Annotated in this window: 20 protein-coding genes and 1 tRNA gene; 10 read left to right on the top strand and 11 right to left on the bottom strand. The window is 62.0% G+C overall.

Going from position 1 to position 19,064, the window contains the following annotated elements; translation table 11 throughout:
* The first annotated feature begins 18 nt into the window (after nt 1-18).
* The 4 genes from yajC to DEM27_RS15190 all read left to right on the top strand — a co-directional run bounded on the left by yajC (nt 19) and on the right by DEM27_RS15190 (nt 2,290).
* The gene (gene yajC, locus DEM27_RS15205; protein WP_109459103.1) at nt 19-369 is read left to right on the top strand and encodes a preprotein translocase subunit YajC; all 351 of its coding nucleotides are present in this window, start codon (nt 19-21) and stop codon (nt 367-369) included.
* Nucleotides 370-404: 35 nt separating this feature from the next.
* Complete coding sequence (locus DEM27_RS15200) at nt 405-791, top strand: Mth938-like domain-containing protein (protein ID WP_109459102.1); 387 nt, start codon at nt 405-407, stop codon at nt 789-791.
* Between the two features lie 17 nt (nt 792-808).
* The gene (locus DEM27_RS15195; RefSeq protein ID WP_109459101.1) at nt 809-1,663 is read left to right on the top strand and encodes a phytoene/squalene synthase family protein; all 855 of its coding nucleotides are present in this window, start codon (nt 809-811) and stop codon (nt 1,661-1,663) included.
* A gap of 168 nt (nt 1,664-1,831) precedes the next feature.
* Complete coding sequence (locus DEM27_RS15190; RefSeq protein ID WP_109459100.1) at nt 1,832-2,290, top strand: hypothetical protein; 459 nt, start codon at nt 1,832-1,834, stop codon at nt 2,288-2,290.
* A 6-nt stretch (nt 2,291-2,296) separates the two neighbouring features.
* Here the strand turns inward: DEM27_RS15190 and trmFO are convergent, their stop codons facing one another.
* The 4 genes from trmFO to DEM27_RS15170 form a co-directional block, all read right to left on the bottom strand.
* Nucleotides 2,297-3,709, bottom strand: coding sequence for a methylenetetrahydrofolate--tRNA-(uracil(54)-C(5))-methyltransferase (FADH(2)-oxidizing) TrmFO (trmFO, locus tag DEM27_RS15185; RefSeq protein WP_109459099.1), 1,413 nt, complete (start codon nt 3,707-3,709; stop codon nt 2,297-2,299).
* A gap of 124 nt (nt 3,710-3,833) precedes the next feature.
* Nucleotides 3,834-4,229, bottom strand: coding sequence for a DUF1236 domain-containing protein (locus DEM27_RS15180; RefSeq protein ID WP_109459098.1), 396 nt, complete (start codon nt 4,227-4,229; stop codon nt 3,834-3,836).
* A 211-nt stretch (nt 4,230-4,440) separates the two neighbouring features.
* Nucleotides 4,441-4,584, bottom strand: a complete 144-nt coding sequence (locus DEM27_RS15175) for a DUF1127 domain-containing protein (protein WP_109459097.1) — start codon at nt 4,582-4,584, stop codon at nt 4,441-4,443.
* Between the two features lie 284 nt (nt 4,585-4,868).
* A complete protein-coding gene (locus DEM27_RS15170; RefSeq protein ID WP_109459096.1) occupies nt 4,869-5,015 on the bottom strand; it encodes a DUF1127 domain-containing protein in 147 nt (48 codons plus the stop codon).
* 720 nt (nt 5,016-5,735) lie between these two features.
* Between DEM27_RS15170 and DEM27_RS15165 the strand changes: the two genes are divergently transcribed.
* The 4 genes from DEM27_RS15165 to tig all read left to right on the top strand — a co-directional run bounded on the left by DEM27_RS15165 (nt 5,736) and on the right by tig (nt 9,287).
* A complete protein-coding gene (locus DEM27_RS15165; protein ID WP_109459281.1) occupies nt 5,736-6,839 on the top strand; it encodes a DUF2157 domain-containing protein in 1,104 nt (367 codons plus the stop codon).
* Nucleotides 6,836-7,405 (top strand): GDYXXLXY domain-containing protein, encoded by a 570-nt coding sequence (locus tag DEM27_RS15160; protein ID WP_109459095.1) that lies wholly within the window; start codon nt 6,836-6,838, stop codon nt 7,403-7,405. Before DEM27_RS15165 ends, DEM27_RS15160 begins: the two co-directional genes overlap by 4 nt.
* 136 nt (nt 7,406-7,541) lie before the next feature.
* Nucleotides 7,542-7,626, top strand: a tRNA-Leu gene (locus DEM27_RS15155).
* Between the two features lie 182 nt (nt 7,627-7,808).
* Nucleotides 7,809-9,287 (top strand): trigger factor, encoded by a 1,479-nt coding sequence (gene tig / locus DEM27_RS15150; protein ID WP_109459094.1) that lies wholly within the window; start codon nt 7,809-7,811, stop codon nt 9,285-9,287.
* Nucleotides 9,288-9,425: 138 nt separating this feature from the next.
* On the opposite strand, the gene DEM27_RS15145 is transcribed toward tig, so the two are convergent.
* The 7 genes from DEM27_RS15145 to DEM27_RS15115 all read right to left on the bottom strand — a co-directional run bounded on the left by DEM27_RS15145 (nt 9,426) and on the right by DEM27_RS15115 (nt 17,030).
* A complete protein-coding gene (locus tag DEM27_RS15145) occupies nt 9,426-10,004 on the bottom strand; it encodes a YceI family protein (RefSeq protein WP_109459093.1) in 579 nt (192 codons plus the stop codon).
* A 65-nt stretch (nt 10,005-10,069) separates the two neighbouring features.
* Complete coding sequence (locus tag DEM27_RS15140; RefSeq protein WP_109459092.1) at nt 10,070-10,942, bottom strand: hypothetical protein; 873 nt, start codon at nt 10,940-10,942, stop codon at nt 10,070-10,072.
* 253 nt (nt 10,943-11,195) lie between these two features.
* Nucleotides 11,196-12,602, bottom strand: coding sequence for a Si-specific NAD(P)(+) transhydrogenase (gene sthA / locus DEM27_RS15135; protein WP_109459091.1), 1,407 nt, complete (start codon nt 12,600-12,602; stop codon nt 11,196-11,198).
* Between the two features lie 137 nt (nt 12,603-12,739).
* Complete coding sequence (radC, locus tag DEM27_RS15130) at nt 12,740-13,582, bottom strand: RadC family protein (RefSeq protein WP_109459090.1); 843 nt, start codon at nt 13,580-13,582, stop codon at nt 12,740-12,742.
* Nucleotides 13,583-13,587: 5 nt separating this feature from the next.
* Nucleotides 13,588-14,418, bottom strand: coding sequence for a type I methionyl aminopeptidase (gene map / locus DEM27_RS15125; RefSeq protein WP_165823456.1), 831 nt, complete (start codon nt 14,416-14,418; stop codon nt 13,588-13,590).
* A 33-nt stretch (nt 14,419-14,451) separates the two neighbouring features.
* Nucleotides 14,452-15,171, bottom strand: a complete 720-nt coding sequence (gene sfsA / locus DEM27_RS15120; protein ID WP_109459088.1) for a DNA/RNA nuclease SfsA — start codon at nt 15,169-15,171, stop codon at nt 14,452-14,454.
* A 14-nt stretch (nt 15,172-15,185) separates the two neighbouring features.
* Entirely contained in the window at nt 15,186-17,030 is a 1,845-nt protein-coding gene (locus DEM27_RS15115; RefSeq protein ID WP_245445855.1) for a PHA/PHB synthase family protein, read from the bottom strand.
* 163 nt (nt 17,031-17,193) lie between these two features.
* Between DEM27_RS15115 and DEM27_RS15110 the strand changes: the two genes are divergently transcribed.
* Entirely contained in the window at nt 17,194-17,580 is a 387-nt protein-coding gene (locus tag DEM27_RS15110; RefSeq protein ID WP_109459087.1) for a hypothetical protein, read from the top strand.
* A 217-nt stretch (nt 17,581-17,797) separates the two neighbouring features.
* A complete protein-coding gene (locus DEM27_RS15105; RefSeq protein ID WP_109459086.1) occupies nt 17,798-19,018 on the top strand; it encodes an LL-diaminopimelate aminotransferase in 1,221 nt (406 codons plus the stop codon).
* Nucleotides 19,019-19,064: the final 46 nt, after the last annotated feature.

Genomic DNA, 19,064 nt, shown 5'->3' with positions numbered 1-19,064 from the left:
AGTTTCAAGGAGTTTTTCATGTTCATCACCGAGGCATTCGCCCAATCGACAACCGGCGCAGCGCCTTCCGCTTTCGGCTCGGGCCTGGAAATGCTGTTCCTCTTCGTACCGCTGATGGTCGTCTGGTACTTCCTGCTGATCCGTCCGCAGCGCGCCCAGGCCAAGAAGCGCGAAGAGACACTGAAGAGCATCCGTCGCGGCGACCAGGTCGTGGCCGGCGGCATCGTCGGCAAGGTCACCAAGGTCATCGACGAGCGGGAAGTTGAAGTCGAGGTCGCCGAAGGCGTGCGCATCCGCGTCGTCCGCGCCTTCATAGGCGAAGTTCGCGTCAAGGGCGAGCCGGTCAAGACCGAAGGCGGCAAGGAATAAGGACCGCTGGTTTTGCAGCGGGCAGGTAAGGTTTCATGGCAAAGGGCATAGAAATCCGCGCGGCGCATTTTCCCGGCCGCGCGCCGATCGACAGTTACGGCAATGGCGGCTTCCGCTTCGCCGACATGTCGCATCGCGGGTCTATCCTTTGCCTTCCTTCCGGCATCCATGGCTGGGACATGGCCGTCGACACGCCATTGACGGTCGATCACTTCCAGCGAATTCTCGACGAGGCGTCTGACATCGAGGTTCTGCTGGTCGGAACCGGGACCAACCTGCGGCTTCTGCCGCCGGCGCTGAAAACAGCACTCAAGGCGCGCGGTATTGCGCCCGATCCGATGAGCACCGGGGCTGCGGTGCGGACATTCAACATCATGCTCTCCGAAGCGCGTGCGGTCGCTGCCGCGCTGATCGCGGTCTGATCCGGCAAGGCAGTCGCTTGAGCGTGTCCGAACAAGCCAATTTCGATATCTGCCTGGCGACGTTGCGCGACACGGATCGCGACCGCTATCTCGCCTGCCTGCTGTCGCCGGAGGACAGGCGCGGCCCGCTCGCGGCGATCTACGCCTTCTCCGCCGAACTTGCCCGCATCCGCGATCTGGTGCACGAGCCGCTTCCGGGCGAGGTGCGGCTGCAATATTGGCGCGACCTGCTCGAAGGGCAGGCGCACGGCTCCAGCGAAGCCAATCCGCTCGCGGCAGCCCTTCTGACGACGATCGAGCGCTACCGCCTGCCGCGCGCAACCTTCGTGGCAATGACGGAAGCGCGCATCTTCGACCTCTATGACGACCCCATGGAGGACCGCACCGCGCTCGAAGGCTATGCCGGCGAGACGGCGTCGGCGCTGATCCAGTTGGCAAGCCTGGTGCTCGATGCCGACGCCGCGGCACAATCGGCCGAGGCGGCCGGACATGCGGGCGTGGCGCAGGCGATCGCCGGCCTGCTGCTGCTCATGCCGCTGCACCGTCGGCGCGGCCAGACCTATGTTCCCCTCGATCTGCTGGCCGCCACAGGTCTCGACCCTGCAGCGTTTCTGGCGGGTGAGGACAAAGCGCGCGTGGCTGCTGCCATCGACGCCTTTGCCGGGCTGGGGCTCGATCACCTCGCCAAGGCCCGCCGGGCCGCGAGCCTTTCGCGCTCGACATTTCCGGCCTTCCTGCCTGTGGCTTTGGCGGAACCGGTCCTGCGCAAGGCGCAACGCGCTGGCGCATCGCTGTTCGACCGTTCACTGCAGGCACCACAATGGCTGAGACAGTTGCGGCTGATGCGGGCGGCTTTCCGGCAACGATTCTAGCTGCTCAATTCCAATTTATGGTCGAAGTATGATGAAATCCCGGCTCGCGTGGGGTTTGGCGGTGGATTTCCGGCGCGGCACATGCAGCCATCACATCCGCGCAAGCTTCAACGGTTATCAGACAGCCGAGAGCGGCGCCTGTGCCGCCGGCTTGCAAGGAGATGCGATTTGGGTCTGGTGGCTTGGGGAGTGGTTGTCGTGCTCGTCGTGGTCTTTGCATTCGTGACCACACGGATGACAAAGCAGACCTCCGAGGACAATCTGCACGATATGGGGCTGGCGATCATGGAATTCGGGCGCGCTTTCCCGAACGAAGCCATCCGCGACCTGCATACGACGAAAGACGGCAACACCGTTTTCGTCCGCCTGCACGACAACAAGGCCGGCTTCATGCGCAACATGCGCGGCCATTATTCCTGCCATTTGATCGAGCCGGGAATGGCGCGCGTTCGCCCCACGGCAAGCGGCAAGGGCCTGATCATCGAGTTCACCGAAACGCCGGTGCATAGCGGCCAGTTCGAATTCGCTTCCGCTGAGGATGCCGCCGAAGTTTCCTTGTGGCTGCTTGGCAACCTGGTGGCGATGGCCGACAAGATCGATCTTGCCCGGCCATCGGCGCAGCACTGACCGGCGTCAGGCCTTTCCAAGCCAGCGGGCGCAATCGGCCAGCGCCCGCTTCGAGATCAACTGACGCTTCATGATCGTCTTGTCCTTGCCACGGAACCGCTTGACGCCGTCCGGCTTGACGATCGAGCCGGGTTCCAGCTCGGGAAACAGCCCGAAATTGATGTTCATCGGCTGGAACGAACGTTTCCCGGGCTCTTCGTCGCTCACCAAGTGCCCGCCAGTGATATGGCCGAGCAGCGAACCGAGAGCGGTCGTGGCCGGCGGCAGGGGGATGGTTTCGCCTTTGCGCTCCGCAGCGGCAAACCGGCCGGCAAGCAGGCCGATGCTGGCGCTTTCCACATAACCTTCGCAGCCGGTGATCTGGCCGGCGAACCGCAGGCCGGGCCGCGTCTTCAGCGTCAGCGACCGGTCGAGCAGGGTCGGGGAGTTGATGTAGGTGTTGCGGTGCAGGCCGCCGAGACGGGCGAACTCGGCGTTTTCCAAGCCGGGGATCATCCGGAAAATATCGGCCTGGGCACCGTATTTCAGCTTCGTCTGGAAGCCGACCATATTGTAGAGCGTGCCGAGCGCATTGTCCTGGCGCAGCTGCACGACGGCATAGGCCTTGACCGTCGGATTATGGGAATTGGTCAGGCCCATCGGTTTCATCGGCCCGTGGCGCAGGGTTTCGCGGCCGCGTTCGGCCATCACCTCGATCGGCAGGCAACCGTCGAAATAGGGCGTGCCTTCCCATTCCTTGAAGCCGACCGTATCGCCGGCGATCAGCGCATCGATGAAGGCATGATATTGCGTTTCGTCCAACGGGCAATTGATGTAATCCCGGCCCGTACCGCCGGGGCCGACCTTGTCGTAGCGCGACTGGTACCAGCAGATATCCATGTTGATGCTGTCGCGATGCACGATCGGGGCGATGGCATCGAAGAAGGCCAAGGCATCGGCGCCGGTTTCGGCCTGGATGGCCGCAGCCAGGTCCGGCGAGGTCAGCGGCCCGGTGGCGACGATCGACAGATCCCATTCCTTCGGCGGCAGGCCGCGGATTTCCTCGCGGCTGACCTCGATCAGCGGATGGTTTTCGATCGCTGCCGTCACGGCCGCCGAAAACCCGTCGCGATCCACCGCCAGCGCACCGCCGGCCGGAACCTGATGCTTGTCGGCGCAGGCCATGATCAGCGAATTCGCCAGCCGCATCTCCGCATGGATGACACCGACCGCATTGCTGGTGGCGTCGTCGGACCGGAAGGAGTTGGAGCAGACGAGTTCGGCGAGGTCTTCGGTCTTGTGGGCATCGGTGCCGCGCACGCCGCGCATCTCATGCAGGATGACGGAGATGCCGGCTTCGGCGATCTGCCAGGCTGCTTCCGAGCCGGCGAGGCCGCCGCCGATGATGTGGATGGGGGAATAGGATGATGCATTTGTCATGGCGGCTGCTTATCACGCCGTCCCGCCGGTTCCAATCACCACAAGGTGAAAACGGCGCCGGCTTTGCCGGCTGCCGTTGGCAGGGAAGGCGCCATGCACGGCGCCTTCCGAAGCGAAAAATCGCTTATTGCAGCACCTGCACCACGGTGTAGGTCTGCGGATCGACGATGACCCGCTGTTCGTTGACGATCGTATAGGCGTAGCGCGGGTCCTCGGGCACCGGGGTCAGCACCACATCCTGCGGGATGACGTGGCCGACCACCACGGGCTGCTCGACGACGATGGACTGCTGCGCCGGCTGTTTTTCCACATAGGTGACGACGCGTTCCGGCGGCGGGTCGATGGCCGAGCCAATCACGGCGCCGGCGACGCCGCCGACCGCAGCGCCGACAGGGCCGCCGACAATGGCGCCGGTGACCGCACCGCCTGCCGCACCGTTGACGGCGCCGTCATCTGCGTGGGCTGCCGTCGCGAACGCACCGAGCGCAACGACGGCGCTCGCCAAAATTACCTTCTTCATTGTCTTTCTCCTCGTTTCACTCTTTTCATCCTGTCGAGAGAACGGGGGCAAAACACCGAGGCGAGGGAATTGTTCCGGGTAAAATCAGCCGTGGCCGGCCGGCGACCGGGACTTGCCGTCGAGACTGCCGCTCGGCGATTACCGAAGGCCAAAAACGAAAACGGCGCCAACATGGCGCCGTTTTGGGCATTCCCGAAATCAGCATCCGCGATTAGCGGAACGAACGGGAAGCGATATTGCGGATGTCGTAGCGGGTGATGCCGATGTCGGTCAGAGCCTGGTTGGACAGGTTGCCGAGTTCGGCGAGCGTGCGGCGGTAGGAGATCCAGTTCTTGGCGATACGAAGCGGGTTCATGGTGGTTTCCTCTAAGCTTGTTGGATTGCTCTTGCGGTGTTGTCCGCATCAGCGATTGACCACTTTATACGCTTGTAAAACAAAAATGTGCAGTGCAAAAAACGAGCGACTGCTATGCATTTGTGCAGTGCAATGTCCAAGAATTCGCCAAGGGCCGGAAAATGGGCATCTTATTTGCGCCGCAACGGTGAATGCCGATTAACAATTGCGCAAACGAAAACGCCCCAGGCGGTTGCCAGGGGCGTTTTTCGAACTCCGTTCCGGCAGGGCCGGTGGAGCAGTAATCAGAAGCCGACGGCCTGACGGGCAACGCGGCGGATGTCGGAACGGTCGATACCGAGGTCGTGCAGTTCGCGGTTGCTCATGCGGTCGAGTTCGGTAACGGTCTGACGATACTTGCGCCAGGAATTGAAGCTGCGTGCGATGTTCATGGTCTTACCCCTTTTCCTCAGTGTTGCCGGCTGCCCTTCGGCGCCGTTCAATTCGATGAGAGGAATATATGTTGCGGCGCAAAAAACCAAAAGAGCCAATGCCACATGCCACCTATGCGCCTTATGCATTTCAAGGCGGGTTTTCCGCCTTTTTGCTGACCATTTTGTAAGCATTCGTCACCACTTCCGCCACACTGGTTAAGGCGCGGTTAAGTCCTGACGGGGGCATGGGACGGCTGGGGAGGAGGCAGTGAGGCGAGGGCGCCGGGGCGGGGGTAACAACAACAACGCCCACCGGGGGAGGAGGTCCGGTGGGCGTGTTTGATGTGACTGACGACTGGGAGGAGGAGTGCCGTCAGTCCGATCGGAGAAGCGCTGGGAGGAGGAGTGCGCTGCTCCGAAGCCGTTTCGCGACAATTGTCGCTGTCAAAGTCTTGTTTGTCGAAGCAGCGTCCTGCTGTTTCCGGAAAGGGCCCCGGGTCCACAGATGACAGAGCCGTCATGGCTCTTTCCGCTGCCGCTCGACACAAGAACCATAGGCTGTTTTACCCCGTTTTGTGCAGCGCAATATGCACATGGAAGTCATGCGTGGAATGCATGGCTTGTTTGGCGTTTGCGGTTTCGCTCGTCCGCCATGGCGACAGCGGTGCGATCGGCGAATATAAAGCCTGCGTGGCGCGTTCTGAGGAAAGGCGCCGGTGCGGCGTGCGGAGGGTCGGAATGTATCGTGGCAGGTTGGAGAGGGATCTCGGGCTCTGGGTCGAGAAGGGGTTGATCGCGCGTCCTGTCGCCGACAGCCTGCTCAAGGAACTGGATTCGCGGGAGTCGAGTTTCAGCGTCGGCCAGTTCCTGGTGATCCTGGCTGCAGTGCTGATCTCGGCGGCGATCCTGATGCTGGTTGCCTCGAACTGGGAGGCCATTCCGCGTCTCGTGCGCGTCGGCACGCTCGTCGGGCTGATCTGGGTCTTTCACGGCGCGGCAGCGCTTCTTCTCGCGCGCGGTCGAAAGGGTCTGGCGGCGGCCAGCCTGATCATGGGCACGATGACCTTCGGCGGCGCCATGTCGCTGATCGGCCAGATGTACCACCTGTCCGGCGATGCCTCAGACATGATGACGGCCTGGTTCGCGGCGGCGGCGTTTTCGGCCGTTGCGTTCCGCTCCGGCGCGCTCACGGCGATCACCGGCTTTCTCGCCTGGGGTTATTTCATCTCACTCGGCAGCGATTTCGACTTCGACTGGAACCTGCTGCCGGCGCTTGTCGTGCCGGCCATGGCGCTGGTGGTCATGGCGCTTGTCTATTACACGAAGGCCGAGAAGGTGCGCCATCTCGCCTACCTGCTGATGCTGGCCTGGCTGGTCTGGTATTATTTCAGCCATGACAGCGTGCCGACCGCCATCCTGCTCGCCATTGTCGGCGCCGTCGGTTTCCTGCTGGCGGGCCTGTCGCAGTCGCCAATCCATCCGGCAGCAAAACGCGCCGGCGCGGCGCCCGCCTTCTACACCTGCCTGTTGTGCATGATCGGCCTTGGCCTGCTGCACATCGAATATGACGAATCGATGGGCCGCCTGGTGGTGGGCGTGCTGACGATGATCGCCGCCGTCACGTCGATTGCGGTGTGCGGGCGGGACAATGGTGTCGTCCGGTATCTCGGCTACATCGTCTTTGCCGGCGAGATTCTGTATCTCTCGTCGATGACCGTCGGTTCGATCATCGGCACCTCCGGTCTCTTCCTCGTCTCGGGCCTGGTGGTCGGCTTTACGGCCTGGGCCGTCATCCAGCTTGAAAAACGCCTTGCCGGCAGGGCGGCGGAGGTGAAGGCATGACCCGGTTTTTCCGCATTCTTCTTGCAGCACTTGCCGTCTGCGTGCTGCAGACCGGTATCCTCGGCTACATCATCGGCAGCCGTGCGGCGATCCTCCGGTCCGGCACCGAAATTCTCCTGAAGACCGCTCCGGTCGATCCGCGAGACCTGCTGCGCGGCGATTATGTCGTCCTCAACTACGAGGCGTCCGTCGTTCCCGCCTCGGCCATCGTCGGACAGCAACCGAAAGAGGCTGAAAAGGCTGTACTCTGGGTGAGGCTTGCCAAGGGAGCGGACGAATTCTGGACCGTCAGGGAAGCGTCCTTCGAGCGCCTGGAGCCGACGGACGGAAACGTCGTGCTGAAGACATTGCCGTTCCAGTTCTATCCGCCGTACTCCGATAGCGGTCTTCAGGTGCAGTATGGCATCGAGCGCTTTTATGTGCCGGAAGGCGAGGGCAAGGCGCTTGAGCAGGCCCGCAACGAGCAAGCGCTGACGATTGCCGCCCGCGTGTCGTCCGGCGGCAAGGCGCAGATCCGTAGTCTGCTGATGGATGGCAAGCCGGTCTATGACGAGCCTCTTTATTGAGGCGGCAGGCCAAAAAAGAGGCTTTTTCACCGTCATCCAAGCTTCATTTTTCCTTTGCGCCGGGGCGAACGGGTGATATAGAGACGCCGCGCTCCGGACGGCCTCATGCGCCAGCAGTGTCATGCGGTTCAGGAACGCGGGTATGGTGAAATTGGTAGACACGCCAGATTTAGGTTCTGGTGCCGCAAGGCGTGGGAGTTCAAGTCTCTCTACCCGCACCAAGACTGCCGCAGCGGCGGGGGAGAGGCTACCTCACGTTTGCTTGGGACCACTGCGCCATTTTGCTCGTCAAAATGCCAATGGATTGCATTTTAAAGCCACGTCCGGGAATTGAATTCCGGCGTCGTGCTCGTCGAAACCAACGGCTGTCAGGGCACGGCCGCCATGAAATGAAGGTAAGAAGATGCAGGTTATCGAAACGCTCGCTGAAGGGCTGAAGCGCGAAATCAAGGTGGTCATTCCGGCCAAGGACATGGAAGCTCGCATGAACGAGCGTCTGGCGGAAGCCAAGGACAAGATCCGTATCAACGGTTTCCGTCCGGGCAAGGTGCCGGTCTCGCATCTCAAGAAGATGTACGGCAAGTCGATCATGGCCGAACTCGTCAACGAGATCGTCCGCGACCAGCCGACGTCGATCCTGTCCGAGCGCGGTGAAAAGTCCGCGACGCAGCCCGACGTCAAGATGACCGAAGATGAAGCAGAAGCCGACAAGATCCTGTCCGCTCAGGCCGATTTCGAATTCACCCTGTCTTACGAAGTCATCCCGCCGATCGAGATCCAGTCGACCGCCGGCATCAAGGTCACGCGCGAAGTCGTCGAGATCGCCGATGAAGAAGTCAACGAGCAGATCCTGAAGATCGCCGAGAGCGCCCGCTCCTACGAAGAGAAGAACGGCGAGGCCGCCGATGGCGACCGCGTCACGATGGATTACCTCGGCAAGGTCGACGGCGTTCCGTTCGACGGCGGCAAGGACGAAGATGCCCAGCTGGTTCTCGGCTCGAACCGTTTCATTCCGGGCTTCGAAGAGCAGCTCGTCGGCCTGAAGGCCGGTGACGAGAAGGTCATCACCGTCACCTTCCCGACCGAATATCCGGCTGCAAACCTCGCCGGCAAGGAAGCCACCTTCGACATCACCGTCAAGGAAGTTGCCGCTCCCGGCGCCGTCGAGATCAATGACGACCTGGCTTCCAAGCTCGGCATCGAATCCGCCGACCGCCTGAAGGAAGTCGTTCGCGGCCAGATCGAAAGCCAGTATTCGTCCGTGGCCCGCCAGAAGGTGAAGCGCCAGATCCTCGACCAGCTCGACGAAGTCTACCAGTTCGAAACCCCCGGCCGTCTGGTCGACGCCGAGTTCGACAACATCTGGCGCCAGATCAACACCGATCTCGCCCAGTCCGGCAAGACCTTCGAAGACGAAGACACCACCGAAGAAAAGGCGCGCGAAGAATATCGCAAGCTTGCCGAGCGCCGCGTTCGCCTCGGCCTCGTTCTCTCGGAAATCGGCGAGAAGGCCGGCATCCAGGTGAGCGACGAAGAAATGCAGCGCGCTCTTTATGAGCAGCTTCGCCAGTTCCCGGGCCAGGAAAAGGAAATCCTCGATTTCTTCCGCAAGACGCCGGGCGCTTCCGCTTCGCTGCGCGCACCGCTGTTTGAAGAAAAGGTCGTAGATCACCTGCTCTCGGAAATCGACGTCACCGACAAGAAGGTAACGAAGGAAGAGCTCTTGGCCGACGACGAAGCCGAAGGCTCGGAAAAGGCTGACGAAAAGAAGGCTGCGCCGAAGAAGAAGGCTGCCAAGGCCGAGACTGCAGAAGGCGAAGAAGCCGCTGCTCCGAAGAAGAAGGCCGCTTCGAAGAAGAAGGCCGACGACAGCGCCGAATAATCAAAGCTGGCGGCGCCATCTCCGGATGGCGCTCCTGGCCAAACGATCAGCCCCGCCGCCGGCGGGGTTTTTTGTGCGCAAAAGAAAGCGGCCGGATCGTCAGATCCGGCCGCCTGCCTATTGTATCTGCGGAAATGCTTACTTCTTGACCGCTTCGACGTCGATATCGAGGGCGATGTCCGGGCCAAGGCCGAAATCGGCCATCTTGGTGATGCCGAAGTCGACGCCGTTGAAGGAGCCGGTAGCGGAGAAACCGGTCTTGATGGTGTTGGCATCCCATGGCAGCGGCGACTCGCCGTTCCAGGTCACGTCGAGGGTAACCGGCTTGGAGGTGCCCAGCAAAGTGAGGTCGCCAGTGACCTTGGCGGTCTTGTCGCCGGTTTTTTCGATTGCCGTGCTCTTGAAGGTGATCTGCGGGAATTCCTCGGCGTTGAGGAAGTCGGGGCTCTTCAGATGCGTGTTGCGCTTGTCGTCGTTTGTGTCGATGCTGGAGGCATCGATGGTGATCTCGACGCTGCTCTTCGTTACGTCTTCCTTGTCGAAGGAAATGCTGCCGGAGACGGTCTTGAAGGCGCCATGGGCATGCGCCCAGCCGGCATGATTGGTCTTGAAACCAACCCAGGCATGGGCCGGGTCGATGTCATAGGCATCGGCGGCGAAAGCCGAACCAGCCATGAGAACGCCGGCGACGGCGGCAATAAGGCCCGAAAGTTTCATCAGTTTCTCCTATCATATGCCCTTTGGGGCTGTGGTTGCCGGGAAAACCCGGACGACGGGCGGCCTCATGCCTGGAGCAGGGCCGCAATCAGAATGGCGCAGACGGCCGGAATAGCGGTGATGACGCCGGAAACCAGCGGCCGCAGGAAGCGGGGCTGGCCGCTCAGGTCGACGCCCCGGGCCTGCAGCGCATAGGCGACGGCCAGCGGCAGGGCTGCGAGGACGAGTGCTGCCGGTGCGGCGCTCGGCGCGAAAAGCACCGTCATCGCCAGCGACAGGGCTGCCGTCCAGATCGCCGCGAAGGCCGCCATTCCGGTCAACGCGAAAGCATCGTCGGCGCCGCGCAGGTAGGAGACGTAGCGGACCAGCAGCCATCCGCCGAAGAGGGCCGCCAGGCCGCCGTTCATCTGTGCCATGCCGATATAACCGCCGAAAATCGCCGCCAGCGCCGAGGCGATCGCCGTCCACAGAAGGGCTGCCGGAAGGGCAGCGGCAGCGGATTGCCGCGTCTGGCCGTTGCGGTTTGCAGAAAACAGCGCCAACAGCGCCGACAGGATCACCAGCACGATTGCCACTGTCGTTGCCTTGACCGGATTGACGGCAAGCACGTTGCGGCCGAGCCACCAGGCCGGAATGGCAAGCGAGATGACGGCAAGGATGATCGCCACCAGTCTGCCGAAACCCTGCTTCAGCACGAAGGGAAGGAGGGCGAAGACGATGCCGGCGCCGATCAAGAGCAGCGGAAATTTCTGCTTGGCGGCGACGGGCGGCAGCGGCGGCACGCCTTCGATCGCCATGCTGACGAGCGCTGCGGCCACCGGGATAGCCAATGCAGTAAAGGCGAGCCGAGCCAAAGAATGTCCGTTGCCGGCAATGGAAAGCAGCACGCCAAGAACGAGGGGAAGGACGATGGTCGTCAGAAATATCTGTTGCAGCATGGTTCTCGATCGCTCGGCCGGGTTGCTTTGAACCGGACGCTAGCGAAGGACCATGACCGAAACAATCGACCGCCGATAACATGGCGTAACGAGTGCGTGAGAAGCGCGGTTGACAAACCGTTCAATAAAAATGAACGATGAAACTACTTCGTCAACCTTACTATAAACGGTCTCAGGGAGAGCGAGGCCATGCCGGAGGGCCGGCATGGAGAAACTTGCATGGCGCGACGGGTGAGGGAACGAGCGTCGCCCGTCATTCCTCGTGCTTGATCTCGCCCATGCGGTTCCAGGCGTCGAGGCCGGCGATCTTGTAGGCTTCGGCCAGCGTCGGATAGTTGAAGGTGTTCTCGACGAAATATTCGACGGTACCCTTGAGGTTCAGAACGGCCTGGCCGATATGCACCAGTTCCGTTGCGCCTTCGCCGACGATGTGCACGCCCAGAAGACGGCGCGTCTTCAACGAGAAGATCAGCTTCAGGAGACCGCTATCGAGACCCATGATATGGCCGCGCGAGGTTTCGCGAAAGCGGGCGACACCGCATTCGTAGCCGATGCCGCGCTGCTTCACCTCTTCTTCGGTCAGGCCGCAGGTGGAGATTTCCGGCACGGCATAGATGCCGTAGGGGAAATATTTCTGCGGCTCCTTGGCGATGGCGCCGACGGCGACCCGGGCGGCAATACGGCCCTGTTCCATCGACGTCGAGGCGAGGCTCGGGAAACCGACGACGTCGCCGGCGGCGAAGATGTGCGGCACCGAGGTCTGGAAAGTTTCCGGATTGACGGAAAGACGTCCGCGGTTGTCGGCTTCCAAGCCGGCGGCGGCGAGGTTCAGCGTATCGGTTGCGCCCATGCGTCCGGCGGCGAAAAGTAGCATGTCGCTGACGATTCTCCGGCCGCTGTCGAGCAGCACCGATACCTTGCCATCGGGCAGCTTCTCGACCTTGTCGGCCTTCTGGCCGAGATGCAGCTTCATGTTGCGATCGCGCAACTGATAGGCGAAATCCTCGACGATTTCCTTGTCGATGAAGTCGAGCATCGTCGATTTCGGATCGATCAGCGTCACCTGCGTGTCGAGAGCGCTGAAAATCGTCGCATATTCGATACCGATGACGCCGGCGCCGATGACCACCATCGAGCGTGGCAGTTCTTCGATTTCCAGCAAATCGTCGCTGTCGAGCACCGTCTTGCCGTCGAACGGCATGTAGTCCGGCCGGAACGGCTTCGTGCCGACGGCGAGCAGGATGCTGGTGCCGACAACGTGAACGATTTCACCGTCATCCTTCTCGATCGACAGCGTGTCCGGCGTAACGAACTTGGCCTTGCCGCGAATGCTTTGCACCCGGTTGCGGGCAAACTGGTGTTCAAGCACCTCGACTTCATGGTCCAGGGTGATCAGCAGGCGGCGGCGCAGGTCTTCGGCGCTGATTTCCTGCTTGACGCGGTAGGCGCGGCCGTAAAAGCCGCGCTCACGCCAGCCGGAAAGATTGAGGGCGGTTTCGCGCAGCGTCTTCGACGGGATCGTGCCGGTGTGGACGGAAACGCCGCCGACCCGCTTGCCCTGTTCAATCACGAGCACCTTCTTGCCCAGTTTGGCCGCCTGGATCGCAGCCCGGCGCCCTGCCGGTCCGCTGCCGACGACGATGAGATCGTATTTAATCATGAAAAGCCCCGGAGAAAAGAATCATATTGCACTGCATCAAGCGTGCGCCGAACATGATTAACAGATCAATATAACCGTTTCGTTAGCGGCTGTTTGCGGCGTTTACGGGTGAAAATTGGCAGCTAACCCGTTTTCAATCAGATCAGTCTCAGCCCCTTGAGGCTGGCATGACCGTCCTTGCCGATGATGATGTGGTCGTGCACGGTGATGCCGAGCGGCTTGGCCGTCGAGATGATCAACTGCGTCATGTCGATATCGGCACGCGACGGGGTTGGGTCCCCGGAAGGGTGATTATGCACTAAAATCAAGGCTGTAGCCGACAGTTCCAGGGCGCGTTTCACCACTTCGCGCGGATAGACCGGCGTATGGTCGACGGTGCCCTTGCCCTGGATCTCGTCGGCGATCAGCGTGTTGCGCTTGTCGAGGAAGAGAATGCGGAATTGTTCACGCGGTTCGTGCGCCATGGCCGCGTGGCAATAATCGATGACCGACGACCAGGAGGACAGAACCTGCCGGCCGCGCAGGTCGCTCTTCAAAGAGCGATGGGCGACGGCGGAGATGAGCTTCAGGTCGAGTGCCACGGCTTCCCCGACGCCCTTGACTTCCTGGAGCAGGGCCGCCGGTGCGCCGAAAACACCGGCAAGCGTGCCGAACCGGTCGAGCAGCGCCTTTGCCACCGGTTTGGTGTCACGCCGGGGGATCAGCCGGAAGAGCAGGAGTTCGAGGATTTCGTAATCGGCAAGCGCGGTGTCGCCCTGTTCGCGGAAACGCGTGCGCAGCCTCTCCCGGTGGCCGTGGTAGTGCGCGTCCTTGTCGGTATCCGGCAGTTTCGACGCCTTGTTCAGCATCGGCGGCTTTGCCGCCTGCTCGGCGAAAAAGGCACGCTCGTCCATGCCGACGTCATCGTCGTTTGCGCCCTTGAAAAGGTCGGCGGCAAAAGCGGAATTGTCTTCTGTCGAACCGGCCGGGAGCTTTGTCATGGGTTTTACCGTGATGGCAGGCCGGGCCGGTCGAGACCGGCGGGCGACAGGGTGAAGATCTCGCAGCCCGTCGCGGTGACACCGACGGCATGCTCGTATTGCGCCGAGAGCGACCGGTCGCGGGTAACCGCCGTCCAGCCGTCCGAAAGCACCTTAACGTGCGGGCGGCCGAGATTGATCATCGGCTCGATGGTGAAGATCATGCCTTCGCGCAGTTCCGGGCCTTCGTTGGCGCGGCCGTAATGCAGGATGTTCGGCGAATCGTGAAACAGCCGGCCGATACCGTGGCCGCAGAAGTCGCGCACAACCGAACAACGCTCGGCCTCGGCATAGGCCTGGATCGCCTCGCCGATGGAACCGGTGCGGGCGCCGGGCCTGACGGCGGCAATGCCGCGCATCAGGCATTCGTAGGTCACTTCCAGCAGGCGCTCGGCCGAGCGCTTGATTTCGCCGACCGGATACATGCGACTGGAATCACCATGCCAGCCGTCGAGCACGAAGGTGACGTCGATATTGACGATGTCGCCTTCCTTCAGCGGCTTGTTGTCGGGAATGCCGTGACAGACCACATGGTTGATCGAGGTGCAGGAGGATTTTGTGTAACCGCGGTAATTCAGCGTCGCGGGCAGGGCGCCATGGTCGAGGCCGTATTGCAGCACGAATCGGTCGATCGCATCGGTCGTCACGCCCGGCTTGACGATGTCCACCAGCGCATCGAGGCAGCGCGCCGTCAGCTGGCTCGCCTTGCGCATGCCGTCGAAGCCGTCCTGCCCGTAGAGGCGGATCGCGCCGGTGTTCTTCATCGGCGCGGAGAGCGCCTCGATATAGGTTACCATCATACTGCTTTCGGAAATGCTGTTACCCGTCGTTCATAATGCAGCTATGCCGGGTTCGTCTATCGGGATCAATCCGCAAGGGCGAATTTCGAAGGGTGTCACCCGGCATTTGACCGCATAGGCCTCGACGCCACGCTGGACGGCGCGGCGGAAGGCCAGCGCATAGACCGGGTCGAGATCGGCGCAGATGCGCAACATCTCGCAATCCTGCCGCTGCACCAGGTAGAGCATCACCGCCCGATGGCCGGCCTCGACCATGTCGCCGAGTTCCTCCAGATGCTTGGTGCCACGTTTGGTGGCCGTATCAGGGAATTCGGCAAGTTTCGGCACGCGGGAAAAATGGACGTTCTTCACCTCGACGTAAGCGGCGGCGCGACCTGGCGAAGACAGGAGGATGTCGATGCGCGAGCCGCGGCCATATTTCTTTTCGCGCGCAATCTCGTCGTAGCTGCCGAGATCGCCGACGAGGCCGGCGCGGATCGCTTCTTCCGCCAGCCGGTTCGGCAGTCCGGTATTGATCCCGACCGGCAAGTCCCCCACCTCGATCATCTCGAACATGTGGCGGTATTTGCGCGTCTTGCTCTCATGCTCCGACATCCAGATGCGGGAGCCGGGCCTCGTCAGGCCGCGCATCGAGCCGGTGTTCGGGCAGGAGCCGGTGATCGCTTCGCCGCTGTCGAGGATCGCGTCGAAAAGGAAACGCTTGTAGCGCTGCACCAGCGTGGCGGGAACGAGGGGCGGATCGAAGATCATGGGGCGGCGAGCAATCAGGACCGTTCCAGCACGTAGGAGCCGGGGGCGTTTTCGATGGCGTTGAGTGCCGTGCCCCCCGGTTTACGGGCCGGCACCCGCTTGTCGTTGTGCGCCTCGATCCAGCCGTGCCAGTGTGGCCACCAGGAGCCGGCGGTTTCCTGTGCGTCCTTCGTCCAGTCCTCGTATTCGCCTTTCGGCTTAGCGCCGGTCCAGAACTGGTATTTGTGCTTGTCGGGCGGATTGACGACGCCGGCGATATGGCCGGAGCCGGAAAGGACGAAGTCCACCGGCCCGCCGAACAGCTGGCTGCCCAGAAACACCGATTTCGGCGGGGCGATGTGGTCCTCGCGGGTGGCGAGGTTGTAGATCGGGATCTTGACGTCCTTCAAGGACAGGGCCTGGTCGTCCAGCACCATCTCGCCCTTGGCGAGCGCATTGGTGAGGTAGCAGTTGCGCAGGTAGAAGGAATGGTTCGCCGCCGCCATGCGGGTGGAATCGGAATTCCAGTAGAGCAGGTCGAAGGGCATCGGCGCCTGGCCCTTGAGGTAGTTGTTGACCATGTAGGGCCAGATCAGCTCCGAGGCGCGCAACATGTTGAAGGCGGTGGCCATCTTCGAGCCCTTGAGATAGCCGGTCGCCTGCATCTGCTCTTCCAGCGCCGCCAGTTGCTCCTCGTCGACGAAGACTTTCAGGTCGCCGGCATGGGTGAAGTCCACCTGCGTGGTGAACAGCGTCGCCGTCTTGATGCGCTTGTTCTTCTCCTTGGCGTGCAGGGCCAGCGTCGCCGCAAGCAGCGTACCGCCGACGCAATAGCCGATGGCATTGACTTCCTTCTCGCCGGTCGCCTTCTCGATCGTGTCGAGTGCGAAGTCGATGCCTTCGCGGGCATAGGACGACCAGTCCTTGTCGCGGTGGCGCTCGTCGGGATTGACCCAGGAAATCACGAACACCGTATGGCCCTGTTCGACGCACCACTTGATGAAGGATTTTTGCGGGTTGAGGTCGAGGATGTAGAACTTGTTGATCCACGGCGGGCAGATCAGCAACGGCCGTTTCAGCACCGTGTCGGTGGCGGCATCGTACTGGATGATCTGGCAGACGTCGTCCTGGGCGACCACCTTGCCCGGCGTCAGCGCCATGTTGGTGCCGACGGCAAATTTCGTCGCGTCGGTCTGGCGCATTTTCAGGTCGCCGCCACCGGCCTTGATGTCTTCGGCCAGCATCGCCATGCCCTTGACGAGATTGGCGCCGCTGGTCGCCACCGTCTCGCGGTAGAGTTCCGGATTGGTGGCGACGAAATTGGCCGGCGACAGGGCGGCCGTGATCTGTTTGGTATAGAAGGCCGCTTTGTGGCGCGTATGCGGATCGAGGCCTTCGGCCTCCGCCACCATCTTTTCGGCCCAGCCGGCGGTGACGAAATAGGCTTGCCGCAGGAAATCGAAGAAGGGATTGCGCTGCCAGTCCTGGTCGGCGAAACGCTTTTCCTTCTTGATCGCCTCATCCTCCGGCGGCACGGCCTCGCCGTTCATCTTGCTCAGCGTGCGCGACCAGATGCCGAAATAGCTGGAGAGAAGCTGGGTCTGTGCCTCGAATGTCCGGCGCGGGTCGGAAAGCCAGTATTCCGTCACCTTCGACATGGTCTTGACCATGTCGGCCATCGGATCTGTTGCCGGGTCCTGGATCTCGCCGCGTTCGCGCGGCTCGAGCCAGGCCGAGGCCGCCTTGCCGAGGTTTTCCAGCGTCCGGGCGAAATTCAGCGCCATCGCCTCGGGATCCTTGACGACGTAGGGTTTTACGGTTTCCGGATCGAAGCCCGCGAAGGCGCCGTTGTCTCTGGACTGCTGGGTGTCGTCGGTCACGCATTTCCCTCCGGCGCACTCTTTATTGTTTTCTTTTGTACATTCTGCACGAAATTCAATACAAGAGCCAGCGAAGCGAATTCATGTGGCTTGCATTGGGGCGGCAGTAAAATTAACTGTCCGCGTCGATGCGGCAGCATTTGGTGATTTTCGAGGCGGGCACATGGTCATTATCCGGCAAACGGCACGAACGGCGATTCTCGGCGCGGCGATCGCGGCTGCCGCCACTGCGGCCGGTTGCTCGACTCAGCCGTTGCCGCCGACCCAGGCCCAGCCCGTCGTGACCGTGACGGCCGATGGCGCCTCGCTGCAACGCGAGACCGCTCCGCGCAACACCGGCGCCTATCCGAGTTTTTCCGATCCGCTCACCGCCGCGAATGCGCAGATGAGCGACGACGAGGCGACGACGATGCAGCAACGGCTGGCCTCTCTCGGACATGCGCGCCGCTCGGGCGCCATCAGCGAAGCCGAATATCAGCGGCGTGTCGCCGAAATGCGCAAGCTGGCTGCGGAACATGGTGCGCAGGCGCAGGCCGAGATCGCCAATTAAGGCTTGCCTTTCCGCCGTTTTGGCCGCAAAGCCTTTTCGCAAGGGGCGGGTCGGTTTCACCGGTCGATTGGCGGCAGAAAGCCGCCGCCAGACGCCTAAGAAATACCGCAACTTCATAGCATGCATGTCTTTCCGGCGCACTGGAGTTCGTGGCCGGGACCTTCGAACAGGATGAACTCGCACGCAGGCAAAAACTGCGCTTTCCATGGGGTGAAAGATGGAAGAATTCCACAAAGTCCGGCGTCTGCCGCCATATGTCTTCGAACAGGTCAACCGTTTGAAGGCGAGCGCGCGAGCGGGCGGGGCCGACATCATCGATCTCGGCATGGGAAACCCGGATCTTCCGACCCCCAAGGCGATCGTCGACAAGCTCTGCGAAGTCGTGCAGGACCCGCGCACCCACCGTTATTCCTCTTCCAAGGGCATTCCCGGCCTGCGCCGCGCGCAAGCTGCCTATTATGCCCGCCGCTTCGGCGTGAAGCTCAATCCGGAAACCCAGGTTGTCGCCACGCTCGGCTCGAAGGAGGGCTTCGCCAACATGGCGCAGGCGATCACCGCGCCGGGCGACGTCATCCTGTGCCCGAACCCCACCTATCCGATCCATGCCTTCGGCTTCCTGATGGCCGGCGGCGTGATCCGTTCCATGTCGGTCGAGCCGGACGACAGCTTCTTCCCGCCGCTCGAGCGTGCCGTAAAACACTCGATCCCGAAGCCGCTGGCGCTGATCCTTAACTATCCGTCCAATCCGACCGCCTTCGTCGCCTCGCTGGATTTTTACAAAGACGTCATCGCCTTTGCGAAAAAGCACGACATCATCGTGCTCTCCGACCTTGCCTATTCCGAGATCTATTTCGATGACGACGCGCCGCCGCCATCGGTGCTGGAAGTGCCTGGCGCGATGGACGTCGCCGTCGAGTTCACCTCGATGTCGAAGACCTTTTCTATGCCCGGCTGGCGCATGGGTTTCGCCGTCGGCAACGAACGGTTGATCGCGGCGCTGACGCGGGTGAAGTCCTATCTCGATTACGGCGCCTTCACGCCGATCCAGGTGGCGGCGACCCACGCGCTGAACGGCGACGGTTCCGATATCGCCGAGGTCCGCAACGTTTACCGCCGCCGCCGCGACGTGCTGGTCGATGCCTTCGGCAAGGCCGGTTTCGACGTGCCGCCGCCGGCCGCGACCATGTTCGCCTGGGCAAAAATCCCCGAAAAATTCCGCCACCTCGGCTCGCTGGAGTTCTCCAAGCTCCTGGTCGAGAAGGCCGACATCGCGGTGGCGCCGGGCATCGGCTTCGGCGAGCAGGGCGACGAATATGTCCGCATCGCGCTGGTCGAGAACGAACACCGCATCCGGCAGGCGGCGCGCAATCTCAAGCGCTTCCTGTCGACGGCCGAAAATACGATGCACAACGTCATTTCGCTGAACGCGCATCGTTGACCAAGGCGGCCGCGCCCGCGGCCGCTTCTTCCATCCAAAGCAAATC

The sequence above is a fragment of the Rhizobium album genome (assembly GCF_003122325.1).
GTDB classification, from domain to species: domain Bacteria; phylum Pseudomonadota; class Alphaproteobacteria; order Rhizobiales; family Rhizobiaceae; genus Metarhizobium; species Metarhizobium album.
Note: the sequence above shows the minus strand (reverse complement) of the source record. Positions and strands in the feature narration are given on the sequence as shown.